This is a genomic window from Klebsiella ornithinolytica, from assembly GCF_030505655.1.
GTDB lineage: Bacteria > Pseudomonadota > Gammaproteobacteria > Enterobacterales > Enterobacteriaceae > Klebsiella > Klebsiella ornithinolytica.
On record NZ_CP130153.1, the window covers coordinates 3,721,898 to 3,736,855 of the forward strand.

The 14,958-nt window shown below is 57.1% G+C and carries 10 protein-coding genes; 5 read left to right on the forward strand and 5 right to left on the reverse strand.

Features of this window, described 5'->3' with window-relative positions:
- Nucleotides 1–89: 89 nt before the first annotated feature.
- The 5 genes from serS to lrp all read right to left on the reverse strand — a co-directional run bounded on the left by serS (nt 90) and on the right by lrp (nt 8,270).
- Nucleotides 90–1,382 (reverse strand): serine--tRNA ligase, encoded by a 1,293-nt coding sequence (gene serS, locus Q1L34_RS17810; protein WP_004860040.1) that lies wholly within the window; start codon nt 1,380–1,382, stop codon nt 90–92.
- A 91-nt stretch (nt 1,383–1,473) separates the two neighbouring features.
- Nucleotides 1,474–2,817: a replication-associated recombination protein RarA gene (rarA, locus tag Q1L34_RS17815; RefSeq protein WP_015584803.1), complete on the reverse strand. Its 1,344-nt coding sequence runs from the start codon at nt 2,815–2,817 to the stop codon at nt 1,474–1,476.
- Nucleotides 2,818–2,825: 8 nt separating this feature from the next.
- A complete protein-coding gene (gene lolA, locus Q1L34_RS17820; RefSeq protein ID WP_004860037.1) occupies nt 2,826–3,437 on the reverse strand; it encodes an outer membrane lipoprotein periplasmic chaperone LolA in 612 nt (203 codons plus the stop codon).
- 123 nt (nt 3,438–3,560) lie between these two features.
- Nucleotides 3,561–7,640: a DNA translocase FtsK gene (ftsK, locus tag Q1L34_RS17825; protein ID WP_327204221.1), complete on the reverse strand. Its 4,080-nt coding sequence runs from the start codon at nt 7,638–7,640 to the stop codon at nt 3,561–3,563.
- A gap of 135 nt (nt 7,641–7,775) precedes the next feature.
- Nucleotides 7,776–8,270, reverse strand: coding sequence for a leucine-responsive transcriptional regulator Lrp (lrp, locus tag Q1L34_RS17830; protein ID WP_000228469.1), 495 nt, complete (start codon nt 8,268–8,270; stop codon nt 7,776–7,778).
- Nucleotides 8,271–8,805: 535 nt separating this feature from the next.
- Between lrp and trxB the strand changes: the two genes are divergently transcribed.
- From trxB to infA, 5 genes are all read left to right on the forward strand, one after another.
- Nucleotides 8,806–9,774 (forward strand): thioredoxin-disulfide reductase, encoded by a 969-nt coding sequence (gene trxB, locus Q1L34_RS17835; protein ID WP_004860029.1) that lies wholly within the window; start codon nt 8,806–8,808, stop codon nt 9,772–9,774.
- Nucleotides 9,775–9,888: 114 nt separating this feature from the next.
- Nucleotides 9,889–11,655: a heme ABC transporter permease/ATP-binding protein CydD gene (gene cydD, locus Q1L34_RS17840; RefSeq protein ID WP_004860027.1), complete on the forward strand. Its 1,767-nt coding sequence runs from the start codon at nt 9,889–9,891 to the stop codon at nt 11,653–11,655.
- On the forward strand, nt 11,656–13,377 hold the full coding sequence (cydC, locus tag Q1L34_RS17845; RefSeq protein WP_327204222.1) for a heme ABC transporter ATP-binding protein/permease CydC: 1,722 nt from the start codon (nt 11,656–11,658) through the stop codon (nt 13,375–13,377).
- Between the two features lie 160 nt (nt 13,378–13,537).
- Entirely contained in the window at nt 13,538–14,242 is a 705-nt protein-coding gene (gene aat, locus Q1L34_RS17850) for a leucyl/phenylalanyl-tRNA--protein transferase (RefSeq protein WP_004860021.1), read from the forward strand.
- A 384-nt stretch (nt 14,243–14,626) separates the two neighbouring features.
- Nucleotides 14,627–14,845 (forward strand): translation initiation factor IF-1, encoded by a 219-nt coding sequence (gene infA / locus Q1L34_RS17855; RefSeq protein ID WP_002211347.1) that lies wholly within the window; start codon nt 14,627–14,629, stop codon nt 14,843–14,845.
- Nucleotides 14,846–14,958: the final 113 nt, after the last annotated feature.

The window sequence follows — 14,958 nt, forward strand, 5'->3', positions numbered from 1 at the left end:
GGGGAATCACCGGGGGGATTATTGCCCGGCATCAATAAGGGGATAAAAAAAAAGCGCCCGGAGGCGCTTTTGAGAAACAGGTAAAAAAATCAGCCGATAAATTCGAGGCCACGCATATAGGGGCGCAGAATTTCCGGGATTTCGATACGGCCATCCGCCTGCTGATAGTTTTCCATCAGCGCAACCAGGGTACGACCTACCGCCAGCCCGGAGCCGTTCAGCGTATGCACCAGACGGGTTTTCTTGTCGGACTTGCTGCGGCAGCGTGCCTGCATACGACGCGCCTGGAAGTCCCAGACGTTAGAGCAGGAGGAGATTTCACGATAGGTGTTCTGTGCCGGAACCCAGACTTCCAGATCATACGTTTTGCATGCGCTGAAGCCCATATCGCCGGTGCAGAGCGCCACTTTGCGGTATGGCAGACCCAGCAACTGCAGAACTTTTTCCGCATGGCCGGTCATCTCTTCCAGCGCCGCCATCGAATCTTCCGGACGCACGATCTGCACCATTTCCACTTTGTCGAACTGATGCATACGAATCAGACCACGGGTATCACGACCATAGGAGCCCGCTTCAGAACGGAAACACGGCGTGTGAGCGGTCATTTTGATCGGCAGATCGTCTTCGTCAATGATCTCATCGCGAACGAGGTTGGTCAGCGGTACTTCCGCAGTTGGAATCAACGCATAGTTGCTGCTGTCGGCTTCTTCTTCCAGCGGACGCGTATGGAACAGATCGCCGGCAAATTTCGGCAGCTGACCGGTACCGTACAGCGTATCCTGGTTGACCAGGTACGGTACATAGTTTTCACTGTAGCCGTGCTGTTCGGTATGCAGATCCAGCATGAACTGCGCCAGCGCACGGTGCAGACGGGCCAATTGCCCTTTCATCACCACAAAACGGGAACCGGTCAGCTTAACGGCTGCGGCAAAGTCCAGCCCACCGTGCATTTCGCCCAGCGTAACGTGATCGCGGACGTCAAAATCGAACTCGCGCGGCGTACCCCAGCGGCTGACTTCAACGTTGTCGTTTTCGTCGCGACCGGCCGGAACGTCGTCGTGCGGAATATTAGGGATAGTCAGCGCGATATCGCGGATCTCTGCCAGTAACACGTCCAGCTCGGCTTTCGCCGCATCCAGCTGTTCGCCCAGTTTGTTGACTTCCAGGCGTAATGGCTCGATATCTTCCCCGCGCGCTTTCGCCTGGCCAATGGATTTCGATCGGGAGTTACGCTCCGCCTGCAGGTTTTCTGTTTCAACCTGCAGAACTTTACGACGCTCTTCCAGAGCGCGCAGTTTATCTACATCCAGCTTAAAGCCCCGGCGTGCCAGTTTTTCAGCGACTGCGTCTGGCTCGGTACGCAGCAGATTGGGATCGAGCATGCTTATCCTGTGCTTATCGAATAAATAAAAGAAAAGTGGCCGCAGACTACGACCACCGGGATATCTTGATAACCTTACCGCAACGTCTCTGTTAGCGGTAGCGTTTTATGGGGCTATTTTGATCCTGTTCGGTAAGCCAGGCGAGCTTTTCGCCAATTTTCCCCTCCAGCCCCCGATTTGTAGGCCGATAATAACGAGTTTGGGCCATTTCCTGCGGGAAATAGGCTTCCCCGGCAGCATAGGCGTTTGGCTCATCATGGGCATAGCGATACTCCTGCCCATAGCCCATCTCTTTCATCAGGCGGGTTGGCGCGTTGCGCAGGTGCACCGGCACATCGTAATCAGGACGCTCGCGGGCATCGGCCATGGCGGCTTTAAATGCGGTGTAGACCGCGTTGCTTTTCGGCGCGCAGGCGAGATAAACGATGGCCTGCGCAATAGCACGCTCGCCCTCCGCTGGCCCTACGCGGGTAAAACAATCCCAGGCAGAGAGCGCGACCTGCATGGCTCGCGGGTCAGCATTTCCGACATCTTCGGAAGCGATCGCCAGGCAGCGTCGGGCCACATACAGCGGGTCGCCGCCGGCGGTGATGATTCGTGCGTACCAGTACAGCGCCGCATCCGGCGCGCTGCCGCGAACGGACTTGTGCAGCGCGGAAATCAAATCGTAGAAACGATCGCCTTTATTATCAAACCGCGCGCTGCGTTCACCGGCAATTTCGGTCAGCAGTTCCGCTTTCAGCACCCGGTTGCCGGAGGCATCCGTCTCTGCCATATCGGCCATCATTTCCAGCGTATTAAGCGCCCGGCGCGCATCGCCGTTAACCAGCCCGGCGATAGCCTGGCGGGTATCATCCGGCAGCACGATATTTTGCCCGCCATAGCCACGATCTTTATCGTTCATCGCCTGCGTGAGCACATGCTCAATATCCTCGCTGGACAACGATTTCAGCAGATATACTCGCGCCCGGGATAGCAATGCGGAATTGAGTTCAAAAGAGGGGTTTTCCGTCGTCGCGCCGATGAAGGTGATGGTGCCGTCTTCAATATGCGGTAAAAACGCATCCTGCTGGCTTTTATTGAAACGATGGACTTCGTCAACGAACAGAATCGTGCGGCGTCCGGCATTGCGGTTCTGCCTCGCGCGCTCGATCGCTTCGCGGATCTCTTTTACGCCGGAGGTCACCGCCGAGATCCGTTCAACATCGGCGCTGGCATAGCGAGCAATCACTTCAGCCAGCGTAGTTTTGCCGGTGCCAGGCGGCCCCCATAAGATCATCGAATGCAGATGCCCGGCCTCAATCGCCCGCGGCAAAGGTTTCCCCGGCGCCAGCAGATGCTGCTGGCCTATGTACTGCGCTAAATTTTCTGGCCGCATGCGGGCGGCCAGAGGTTGAAACGCATTGTCGGAAAAATCGAGCGACAGATTGCTCACATTCGCCTCTACTTACGTTGATCGTCCACCGTCACCCCTTTCGGCGGTGTAAAGGTGAACTTAGATGCATCGACCGCACCGTTTTGCTGAGACTTCAGCTGGTAGCTGCTGCGCTGGTCATCCTGCTCTACCGCGCTGAACTGATGGATGGTCCCGTCGCGGCCAACGTTAATCGTAAACTGCTTCAGGTTGCCGCCGCCGCTTTTCGGCGTAAGAACAAAATCATCGCCGTTCTGCTTGATGTTGTACTGCTGCCAGTCGTTGGACTGGTTGCGGGCAATCAGCATAAACGGCGTGTTGCTGGTAGCGTCTTTCAGCCAGGTGACGGTTGCCTGCTCGACAAACGGGTTGTAGAACCACAGGGTTTTCCCGTCAGAGACCAGAATGCTTTCATCCGGCTGGGTCATATGCCAGTTAAACAGATTCGGACGTTTAACCCACAGGTCGCCCTGCCCGTCCTGTACGGCGTTACCGCTGCCATCGGTCACTTTTTGGGTGAAACTGGCATGGAAGCTGCTCACTTTATCGAGGCGGCTTTTCAAATCACTGGCGGCATCCGCCCAAACCTGGCTCACGACAAATCCAGACAGTAATGCACAGGTGATTGCGAGTTTTTTCATTGTTATTCCTTAATGTGCGTCACTCCCGACGCGGGAGCCTCTTCTGCCTCCTAATGTAGGACCGCCTGGCACGACGGAACAGCAGAACAGGCTGATTTTGCGCTTATTTACCCAACTTTGCACTTACTCGAAGGGAGGCGGCGCCAGCACTTCGCGGTTACCATTATGGCCCTGCTCGCTGACAATACCCTGCGCTTCCATCTGTTCGATAATACGTGCCGCACGGTTATATCCGATGCGGAACTGACGCTGAACGCCGGAAATAGAGGCTTTACGTTTTTCAGTGACGAAGTTCACCGCCTGATCGAACAACGGATCCAGCTCTTCACCACCGTCAAAGCCGCCGCTGCCGCCTTCGCTTTCGCTATCTGATGTAATGCCGTCAACATACTGCGGACGCCCGCGCGCTTTCCAGTCCTGAACCACAGCGTGGACTTCCTGGTCGCGAACAAACGCGCCGTGTACACGAACCGGCATGGTCGAGTTCGGCCCGGAGTAAAGCATATCCCCCATCCCCAGCAGTGATTCCGCGCCGCCCTGATCGAGGATGGTACGCGAGTCAATTTTGCTCGAGACGGTGAACGCGATACGCGTCGGAATGTTCGCTTTAATAAGACCGGTAATCACGTCAACCGACGGACGCTGCGTTGCCAGCACAAGGTGAATACCCGCCGCACGCGCTTTCTGCGCCAGACGCGCAATCAGCTCTTCGACCTTTTTGCCGACAGTCATCATCAGGTCGGCGAATTCATCCACCAGAACAACGATATACGGCAGTTTTTCCAGCACCGGATGCACGGCGTCCATGCTGTCGCCCGGTTTCCAGTACGGATCCGGAATGGGACGGCCCATCCGCGCCGCTTCGGCGATTTTCTCGTTGTAACCCGCGAGGTTACGCACGCCCAGCGCCGACATCAGCTTATAACGACGCTCCATTTCATTCACGCTCCAGCGCAGTGCGTTAGCGGCGTCTTTCATATCGGTAACGACTTCGGTCAGCAGATGCGGGATCCCTTCATAGACCGACAGTTCAAGCATTTTCGGGTCGATCATAATGAAGCGCACATCTTCCGGCTGCGCTTTATAAAGCATGCTGAGGATCATGGCATTCACCCCAACCGATTTACCGGAACCAGTGGTACCGGCAACCAGCAGGTGCGGCATTTTTGCCAGATCGGCAACGACCGGATCGCCGGCGATGTCTTTCCCCAGCACCACGGTAAGCGGCGACGGGTTATCGCGGAATTTCGTGTTATCCAGCACTTCTCGCAGATAAACGGTCTGGCGTTTTTTATTCGGCAGTTCCAGACCCACGTACGGTTTACCCGGAATGACTTCCACGACGCGCACCGCAATGGTGGACAAGGAGCGGGCCAGGTCACGCGAAAGGTTTGAAATCCGCGCGGCCTTCACGCCTGGCGCCAGATTCAGTTCGAAGCGGGTGATAACCGGGCCTGGCGAGTAGTTCACCACATCGGCTTTAATGCGGAAGTCAGCCAGACGAGCCTCAACCAGGCGCGCCATTTGCTCCAGCGCGAAGGTATCCACCGGCTCGACTTCGCTCGGCGGCGGGGTCAGCAGATCCAACGACGGCAGCGGCGTTGTCGGCCGTTGCATCGGCTGGCTGTTGCCGTTACGCATCAGCAGCGGATGAATCAGGCTATCCTGCGACGGCACCGGGGCTGTCTGCTGCGGCATGTGGCCCTGATGGGCTTGCTGCGGCTGATAGCTCTGTGCGGCAGGCTGATGCTGCTGCGCCATCTGCGGAGGTTGAGCCGGCTGCACAGGCTGCTGATACGGTTGTTGTACCGGCGACGACGGCACCGGCTGTTGATACTGTTGAACCGGTTGCTGCTGTGCCGGCTGCTGGTACTGCTGCACCGGCGGCGGTGTCTCCGGCAGCGGTGTGAACAGCGGTTCGCTCGGACCGTCATCGACCAGCGCTTTCATCGGCGAGAAATCATAATCCGCAGGAGAGAACGGCGTTGCGCCCTGCGGCTGTTCGCTGCTGTAGCGCTGCTGCTGCGACGCCGCAAACTGACGGGCCAGTTCAGCTTCAGCTGCGGAGTCATCCTCTTCATCCTGCGCGTAGACTTCGCCGTAACGCTGCTGCTGGGTGGCGGCAAACTGGCGAGCCAGTTCGTCCTGTTCCAGCGCATCCGCTTCTTCATCTGTTAACGGCTCGTCGTCATAGGCCTGATTGAGTTCAGCTTTACGCGCCCGTTCTTCAGCCATACGTTGTGACGGCAGTTTAATACCATACGATGCCAGCTCACGGCGCGTAGGGACGCGGACATGATTAGGACGCGGCAGTTTTGGACCAATCCCCTCTTTCACCTGCGCACGCGGGCAACCGGATGCCGGACTGAACAGCGGTGCAGCGGATGACGCGGTGGAAGCGACCGTCGCCGCGGTTGCACCCGCGCTCGTCGCCTGGTGTACGCCGGCGGCAAGGGTGGTCACCGCTGCGGCTTCGACCGGAGAGACCGGTGGCGGTGTAACAGGACGCGTGGCGACCGGGCTTGCTGGTTCAGGGATCGGCTGATACCAGGCGGCCAGCTGCTCGCGCTCGCGCGCGCGCTTCTCTTCGACCTCTTCAAAATAATACATTGGCGGACGCTGTGGCTTCACCTCTTCCTGCGGAGCCTCAGGCGTTACGGCAGGAGCCGGTGGCTCCGGCTGGTAAACCGGCTGCTGCACCGGTGCCTGCTCGGGCTGATACGCCTGATGCTGCGGGTAGGACGGCTCCGGCTGGTAAACCGGCTGCTGCACCGGCGCCTGCTCGGGCTGGTACGCCTGATGCTGCGGGTAGGACGGCTCCGGCTGGTAAACCGGCTGCTGTACCGGCGCCTGCTCGGGCTGGTACGCCTGATGCTGCGGGTAGGACGGCTCCGGCTGGTAAACCGGCTGCTGCACCGGCGCCTGCTCAGGCTGGTACGCCTGATGCTGCGGATAAGACGGCTCCGGCTGGTAAACCGGCTGCTGCACCGGCGCCTGCTCAGGCTGGTACGCCTGATGCTGCGGGTAGGACGGCTCCGGCTGGTAAACCGGCTGCTGTACCGGCGCCTGCTCAGGCTGATACGCCTGATGCTGCGGATAAGACGAATCTGGCTGGTAAACCGGCTGCGGCACGTGCTCAGCTACCGGTTCAGCCCATGCCTGTGGCGCTGCGGTGGCAGCAGCTGCTGCAGCCAGCGGGTCGGCAATACTGTGACCATTTAATAGCGGATCGTAAGGGTCAAAATCTCCCGGCCGCGCCGCGCTGGCGCCAGAGAACAGCACATCGTCAACATCGCCCGGACGTGCGGCGCTGGAACCCGAAAAGAGTACATCGTCCGCCGCTACGGGCGCCCCGTTGGCGCTGAACTGCACATCCTCTTCGGCATCATCCATACGTTTGCCAGAGAACAGCGCGGCATCGGTTTTACGCCCCATCGGATTGGAGAATTTCTCCGCCAGACGCTGACGGCGCGCGAGCGCGCTGCGTAAAATGCGCGCACGACGAGATTCCTGCGGCTTCACGGCGTCGTCGTAGTCGTCTTCATCGTCTTCGTATTCGTCCTCATCCACCCAGGTATCGTCCCGACGGGTACGGTTACTGGCGAATGTCAGAACAGACAAAATCGCACCGCCGAGTTTTTCGGCAATGCTGACCCATGACCAACCGGTAAACAGCGTTAAACCTGCCGCCCAGATGCACAGCAGCGCAATAGTGCCGCCGCTGCTGTGCAGCAACGGTTGCAGAGTGGTGCTCAGCAAACTGCCGATCACGCCGCCGGAGGCAAAATACCAGATATCATCGGCGTTAATCGCGGCCAGGCCGCAGGAGGTCAGAATCAGCGCCAGTGCGCCAATTAAGCGTAGCGATACGGCGAAGTAGTCGATGTACTCGTCGCTGGCCTGATTACGCCAGGCGAACCAGCAGCCGCCGATAATAATTACGGGAATGGTGTAAGCCATTACGCCAAAAATGAAAAATAGCGTATCGGCAAGCCAGGCTCCCGGAATGCCACCTATGTTATGAATAGGTTCGTGCCAGGCCGTTTGCGACCAGCTAGGATCCGAGGGATTAAAGCTCAGTAATGCCGCCATCAGCCAGATGGCAAACAGGGAGCAAAGGATGAGTAACGCCTCAAGGAGTCGGCGCCCGCTGCTTAACTTGGTCAGTTTGACTTCTTTGTCTTCGGTGTATTCCTGGCTCAAAAAAGGCTCTCCAGGTATCAGGCTGTTTCCTGCCTGCTGCTAAAACGGACAACAGTGCCGGGTCACCCCGGCACTGTTGCTGTATGGATTAACAGGAGTGTAATCAAACTACGTCGATTTTGCACCTGTTCCGTGTTAGCGCGTCTTAATTACCAGACGATTACTTTGCTTGACTTCTTCCATTACCACGTAGGTACGGGTGTCGTTCACGCCCGGCAGACGTAGCAGGGTCTCGCCCAGTAATTTGCGATACGCTGACATATCCGGCACGCGGGTTTTCAACAGATAGTCGAAATCACCGGATACCAGATGACACTCTTGAATTTCTTCAAGTTTTTGCACAGCGGCGTTAAATTGCTCAAACACATCCGGCGCGCCACGATTCAGAGTAATCTCAACAAATACCAGAAGTGATGCATCCAGATAGTGCGGGTTGAGCAGCGCCGTATAGCCCTGAATAAAACCCTGTCTTTCCAGTCGACGCACGCGCTCAAGGCAAGGCGTCGGGGAAAGTCCCACCCGTTTAGAAAGTTCGACGTTTGAAATACGCCCGTCTTTTTGAAGCTCATTCAAAATATTACGATCGATGCGGTCGAGATCTTTGCCAGGGCGCTTCTTGCTATCTACCATTATTATTGTCTCTCTGTATTCCTTCCCTACTCCTGTTCCGACTCAGAGCCTTCACTGCCCGAGTCCATCCTGTTCTTACCCGTATACGACATCGAGTAACCCCAGGGGTACGTGAGAAGCCCGTTGCCTGACGGCAGCCACCGACATCACGCATGGCGTCTGTCCACACCATGCGTAGATTTCGCTAACCCGGATAAAAATGGCATTTGCGTGCATGAAAATTCGCCGCACGCGAAACACTGCTTTTTGTCTTCCATGAATGTTTTCGCAAAAGCACAGGGGATTGTCAAAGCAAAACATCGATTTTTAGTACAAGATGCCAGATATTCATTATCCACCCCCGGTGATTCTCATGTTTTCCTCTTATAATTGTCCTGCCGACAGTAGAATTAGTTATATTCTTCGCACGTAAAATCGCCAGTTCATTGGCGGCCTCTATTGCACATATCGTTAACAAAACTGCTGCGCTCTTTTTTTACGACAACAAATTCCCTACAATCCAGCCCAATGTATGCCAATAAATTATGGGGATCTCATGGGCACGACCAAACACAGTAAACTGCTTATTCTTGGTTCTGGACCTGCGGGATATACCGCTGCAGTCTACGCCGCGCGCGCAAACCTGCAGCCGGTACTGATTACCGGCATGGAAAAAGGCGGTCAGCTGACCACCACCACGGAAGTGGAAAACTGGCCGGGCGATCCCAACGATCTGACCGGGCCGCTGCTGATGGAACGTATGCACGAACATGCGACGAAATTTGATACCGAAATTATTTTCGACCATATCAATAGCGTCGATCTGCAAAACCGTCCTTTCCGCCTGGTCGGCGACAGCGGCGAGTACACCTGTGACGCGCTGATTATCGCCACCGGCGCTTCAGCACGCTATCTGGGGCTACCGTCAGAAGAAGCGTTCAAAGGACGCGGCGTATCCGCCTGCGCAACCTGCGACGGATTCTTCTATCGCAACCAGAAAGTGGCCGTCATTGGCGGCGGCAATACCGCGGTGGAAGAAGCCCTGTACCTCTCTAACATCGCGTCCGAAGTCCACCTGATTCACCGCCGTGATACCTTCCGCGCGGAAAAAATCCTGATTAATCGTCTGATGGACAAAGTGGCCAACGGTAATATCGTGCTGCATACCCATCGCACGCTGGAAGAAGTGACGGGCGACCAGATGGGCGTCAGCGGTCTGCGTCTGCGTGATACGCAGAATGCCGACAATGTCGAGTCTCTGGAGGTCGCGGGTCTGTTTGTCGCGATTGGCCACAGCCCCAACACGGCCATTTTCGAAGGCCAGCTGGCGCTGGAAAACGGCTATATCAAAGTGCAGTCCGGGATCCACGGCAATGCCACCCAGACCAGCATTCCGGGCGTATTCGCCGCGGGTGATGTGATGGACCATATCTATCGCCAGGCCATCACCTCTGCCGGTACCGGCTGTATGGCGGCGCTGGATGCTGAACGTTATCTTGATGGTTTAGCTGACGCGTGCAAATAATCTTTACAAGTCAGTAACAAAGGTAAAGAAGGCGACGAAAAGTCGCCTTTATTTTTTCCTCGTTGTAACATTGCGTGGCCTAAAAACCTCATAACTACACCTGCTAAGTGCGCAATGAATAAAACCCGTCAACAAGAGTTAACACGCTGGTTAAAAGAGCAAAGCATTCTCTCCCGTCGCTGGTTGATGATTTCCCGCGCGCTGGGCGTCATTAGCGGCCTGCTGATCGTCGGTCAGGCCTGGCTGCTGGCGCGGATCCTTCATCGCATGATTATGGAGAGTATTCCGGCGACGGCGCTGGTATTGCCGTTTATCGTCCTGGTGCTGATTTTTGTTCTGCGTGCCTGGGTGGTATGGCTACGCGAGCGGGTAGGTTTCTATGCCGGGCAGCATATTCGCTATGAAATCCGCCGCCAGGTGCTCGATCGCCTGCAGCAGGCCGGCCCTGCGTGGATTCAGGGGAAACCCGCCGGAAGCTGGGCGACGCTGGTACTTGAACAAATTGACGATATGCACGACTACTACGCGCGTTATCTCCCGCAGATGACCCTCGCCGCCAGCGTCCCGCTGCTGATTGTGATCACCATTTTCCCGATAAACTGGGCGGCGGCGCTGATTCTTCTCGGCACTGCCCCGCTGATCCCGCTGTTTATGGCGCTGGTCGGCATGGGCGCGGCGGAGGCCAATCGCCGCAACTTCCTGGCGCTCGCTCGCCTGAGCGGCCACTTTCTCGACCGCCTGCGCGGGATGGAAACGCTGCGCCTCTTTCACCGTGGCGAAGCGGAGACGGACAATATTCGCCATGCTTCCCAGGATTTCCGCCAGCGGACGATGGAAGTGTTGCGCCTCGCCTTTCTCTCCTCCGGCGTACTGGAGTTTTTCACCTCGCTCTCCATTGCTCTGGTCGCGGTTTACTTCGGTTTCTCCTATCTCGGCGAGCTCAACTTTGGCCACTATGGCGTGGGCGTCACCCTGATGTCAGGTTTCCTGGCCCTGATCCTGGCGCCGGAATTTTTCCAGCCGCTGCGTGATTTAGGCACCTTTTACCATGCCAAAGCTCAGGCCATCGGTGCTGCGGATAGTCTGAAAACGTTTATGGAAAAGCCGCTGGCGCAGGAAACTCGCGGCGAGAAGATCCTCAGCGACAACGAATTGATTAGTCTCGAAGCGCGCGATGCGGTTATCAAATCGCCGGAAGGCAAAGTCCTGGCGGGGCCGCTGAACTTTACGCTCCCGGCCGGTAAACGCGTCGTGCTGGTCGGGCAGAGCGGCTCCGGCAAAAGTTCGCTTTTGAATGCATTGACCGGTTTTCTCCCCTACGACGGCTCGCTGTTGGTCAACGGCGTTGAACTGCGCGATCTTGACGTCAGCCGCTGGCATCGTCTGCTCAGCTGGGTGGGGCAGAACCCGCAGCTACCGGCCGCCACGCTACGCGAAAACGTTCTGCTGGCCTGGCCGGAAGCCAGCGAAGCACAGCTTCAGCTCGCGCTGGATAAGGCCTGGGTGAGCGAATTCATCTCCCAACTGCCGCAAGGGATTAATACGCCGGTCGGCGATCAGGCGGGTCGTCTGTCCGTCGGGCAGGCGCAGCGTATCGCCGTAGCGCGGGCGCTGCTGGTACCGTGCCGGCTGTTGTTGTTGGATGAGCCGGCCGCCAGCCTTGATGCGCATAGCGAACAGCGGGTCATGCAGGCGCTCTTTAATGCCTCTTCGCAGCAAACAACGCTGATGGTGACCCACCAGCTGGAAGGTATCGCCGACTGGGATGCCATCTGGGTGATGCAGGATGGTCAGATCGTCGAACAAGGGACCTATAGCCAGTTGGCTATGGCAAACGGGCCTTTTGCCGCCCTGTTGGCCCACCGGCAGGAGGAGATTTAAATGCGCGCACTATTACCTTATCTGGCGTTGTACAAACGGCATATCTGGCTGCTGACTCTCGGCGTGGTACTGGCTATCGTCACCCTGCTGGCCAGTATCGGCCTGCTGACGCTATCAGGCTGGTTTTTATCCGCTTCTGCCGTCGTTGGCGTCGCCGGTATTTACAGTTTCAACTATATGCTGCCGGCAGCCGGCGTTCGCGGGGCGGCGATTATCCGTACCGCCGGTCGCTATTTCGAACGTCTGGTCAGCCATGACGCCACTTTCCGCGTGTTACAGCATCTGCGGGTGTTTACCTTCAGTAAGCTGCTCCCCCTCTCCCCTGCCGGGCTGGCGCGTTTTCGTCAAGGTGAACTCCTCAACCGGGTGGTCGCCGACGTCGACACCCTGGATCATCTCTACCTGCGGGTCATCTCGCCGCTGATCGGCGCACTGGTTGTCATTGTGGTGGTCACCGCAGGCTTAAGCATTCTCGATGTCACGCTGGCGCTGACGCTAGGCGGTATTATGCTGGTGACCCTGCTGGTCCTGCCGCCGCTGTTTTATCGCGCCGGGAAACCCGCCGGTGAGAGCATCACGCAAATGCGCGGGCAGTACCGGCAACAGCTAACCGCCTGGCTGCAAGGACAGGCTGAACTGATGCTGTTCAGCGCCAGCGACCGCTACCGCAAGCAGCTGGAGAAAACCGAGCAGCGCTGGCAGGATGCCCAGCGTCGTCAGGCAGAGCTGACTGCGCTGTCGCAGGCGCTGATGCTGCTGATTGGTGGTGTTGCCGTGGTTGCTATGCTGTGGCTCACCTCTGCTGGCGTAGGCGGCAACAGCCAGCCCGGCGCGCTGATCGCCCTTTTTGTCTTCTGCGCGCTGGCGGCATTTGAAGCGCTGGCGCCGGTTACCGGCGCCTTTCAGCATCTCGGACAGGTCATTGCTTCCGCCCGCCGAATTACGCAGATTACCAGGCAACAGCCGGAGGTCACTTTCGCCGCCGGCGAGGGGCAGGCGTTCGGGCAGATCTCATTGACGTTGAACCAGGTCACCTTCAGCTATCCGCAGCAGCCTTCTCCGGCGCTGGAAAATATCTCATTGCAGGTCGGCGCAGGAGAGCATATTGCCATTCTTGGCCGCACCGGCTGCGGTAAATCTACGCTGCTGCAGCTTCTGACCCGCGCCTGGGATCCGGCGAATGGCGAGATTTTACTCAACGACCAGCCGTTAACTCACCTCAACGAAGCCACTTTGCGTCAGGCGATGAGCGTCGTCCCCCAACGTGTGCATCTGTTCAGCGCCACGCTGCGCGATAACCTGTCGCTGGCCGCCCCCGGCGCCAGCGATATCCAGCTGATGAAAGCCCTGGAACGTGTCGGGCTGGAAAAATTACTGGAAGATAGCGGTCTCAACGCCTGGCTGGGCGAAGGCGGCCGCCAGCTTTCCGGCGGTGAACTGCGCAGACTGGCCATTGCCCGTGCGCTGCTGCACGATGCGCCGCTGATGTTACTCGATGAGCCGACCGAAGGCCTTGATGCGACGACAGAGAGCCAGATCCTCGATTTACTGGCTGAAGTGATGCGCGAAAAAACCGTGCTGATGGTGACTCACCGCCTGCGCGGACTGGCGCGGTTTAATCGGATAATTGTCATGGACAACGGCAAGATTATTGAGCAAGGTAGTCACGCGGAACTGCTGGCTGAACAGGGGCGTTACTACCAGTTTAAGCAGCGTCTGTAGTCCGGCTGTTTCACGCCGTTTTGCGTATATACTCAATGAGTTTCAGGCGTGCTGAAAAGAGCGGTCCGCTGCGTCCTGGCTTTGCCAGCATGGCGACGGACCGTCCGCTTGAATAACAGCGAATATATTGAACAATTGCCTGGTGCGTATTGAGGTTAAAATGCGTCTGGTTCAGCTCTCCCGTCAGTCCATTGCCTTCCCTTCCCCGGAGGGAGCGTTACGCGAACCCAATGGCCTGCTGGCGCTCGGCGGCGATCTCAGTCCGTCGCGTCTGCTTATGGCCTATCAGCACGGAATTTTTCCCTGGTTTTCTCCTGGCGATCCGATTTTATGGTGGTCCCCCGATCCGCGGGCGGTGTTGTGGCCCGGGCAGTTCCATCTCAGCCGCAGCATGAAGCGTTTTCATCAGCGATCGCCCTATCGCGTCACGCTGAACCACGCGTTTGGTCAGGTGATTGAAGGTTGTGCCGACAATCGCGATGAAGGGACATGGATCACCTCCAGCATCGTCAAGGCCTATCACCAGCTGCATGAGCTTGGCCATGCGCACTCGATTGAAGTGTGGCAAGGCGAGACCCTGGTGGGAGGAATGTATGGCGTAGCGCAAGGCGCGCTGTTTTGCGGCGAGTCCATGTTCAGCCGCGCGGAAAATGCGTCGAAAACGGCCTTGCTGATATTCTGCCAGGCGTTTATCCGCGACGGCGGGAAATTAATAGATTGCCAGGTTCTGAATAAGCACACGGCATCGCTGGGCGCCGTCGAAATCCCCCGCCGCGATTATCTTGATGCGCTGTCGGTATTGCGCACCCGTCGCCTGCCGGAAAGATTCTGGGTGCCCAGGGTGCTATTTACCGGCAATGTGTAAATGTTTTCAGCACATTTTTTACCGTGATGGTATAATTGCGCAGTAGAGTAGCTTCTGCCTGTTGCCCCGCCGCCGTTTGGGAATAATAAGAGTCAGATAACGCCCATCGTTCTGTCGCTCCCCTTTACGTTTGCGCCTGTCATGCGGCTTATCCGTGTGAATTCCGGGCAATGCGCCAAAACTACTTCAATGATTTTACCCTTAATAATTTTGGATGCTTCAGGTAGCACCGCAAAGCGCCTGGCTGCGTCAATAACTATGTAACCGAGTGAGCGAAGGCAGCCTGAAAGATAAAGTGCACAAACGTAAACCTTTACTTACTCGCTGAACTTCGGCATTATCTTGCCGGTTCAAAACTACGGTAGTGATACCCCAGAGGACTAGATGGCCAAAGAAGACAATATTGAAATGCAGGGCACCGTACTTGACACGTTGCCTAACACAATGTTCCGCGTAGAACTGGAAAACGGTCACGTGGTAACTGCGCATATTTCCGGTAAAATGCGTAAAAACTACATCCGCATTCTGACGGGCGACAAAGTGACTGTTGAGCTGACCCCGTACGACCTGAGCAAAGGCCGCATTGTCTTCCGTAGTCGCTGATAGTTTTCCGCCCTCGTGGCGTCAGATGCTGAAGGCCGGGATAATTCCCGGTCTTTTCATATCTGCAGCCGGCTAAAAGCGGCATAAAAAAACCGGCCCGCAGGCCGGTTTTT

Excerpts from the sequence above, each read along its gene's own strand:
- serS (WP_004860040.1), bottom strand. The coding sequence starts at position 1,382 with ATGCTCGATCCCAATCTGCTGCGTACCGAGCCAGACGCAGTCGCTGAA.
- lolA (WP_004860037.1), bottom strand. The coding sequence starts at position 3,437 with ATGAAAAAACTCGCAATCACCTGTGCATTACTGTCTGGATTTGTCGTG.
- lrp (WP_000228469.1), bottom strand. The coding sequence starts at position 8,270 with ATGGTAGATAGCAAGAAGCGCCCTGGCAAAGATCTCGACCGCATCGAT.
- trxB (WP_004860029.1), top strand. The coding sequence starts at position 8,806 with ATGGGCACGACCAAACACAGTAAACTGCTTATTCTTGGTTCTGGACCT.
- cydD (WP_004860027.1), top strand. The coding sequence starts at position 9,889 with ATGAATAAAACCCGTCAACAAGAGTTAACACGCTGGTTAAAAGAGCAA.
- cydC (WP_327204222.1), top strand. The coding sequence starts at position 11,656 with ATGCGCGCACTATTACCTTATCTGGCGTTGTACAAACGGCATATCTGG.
- aat (WP_004860021.1), top strand. The coding sequence starts at position 13,538 with ATGCGTCTGGTTCAGCTCTCCCGTCAGTCCATTGCCTTCCCTTCCCCG.
- infA (WP_002211347.1), top strand. The coding sequence starts at position 14,627 with ATGGCCAAAGAAGACAATATTGAAATGCAGGGCACCGTACTTGACACG.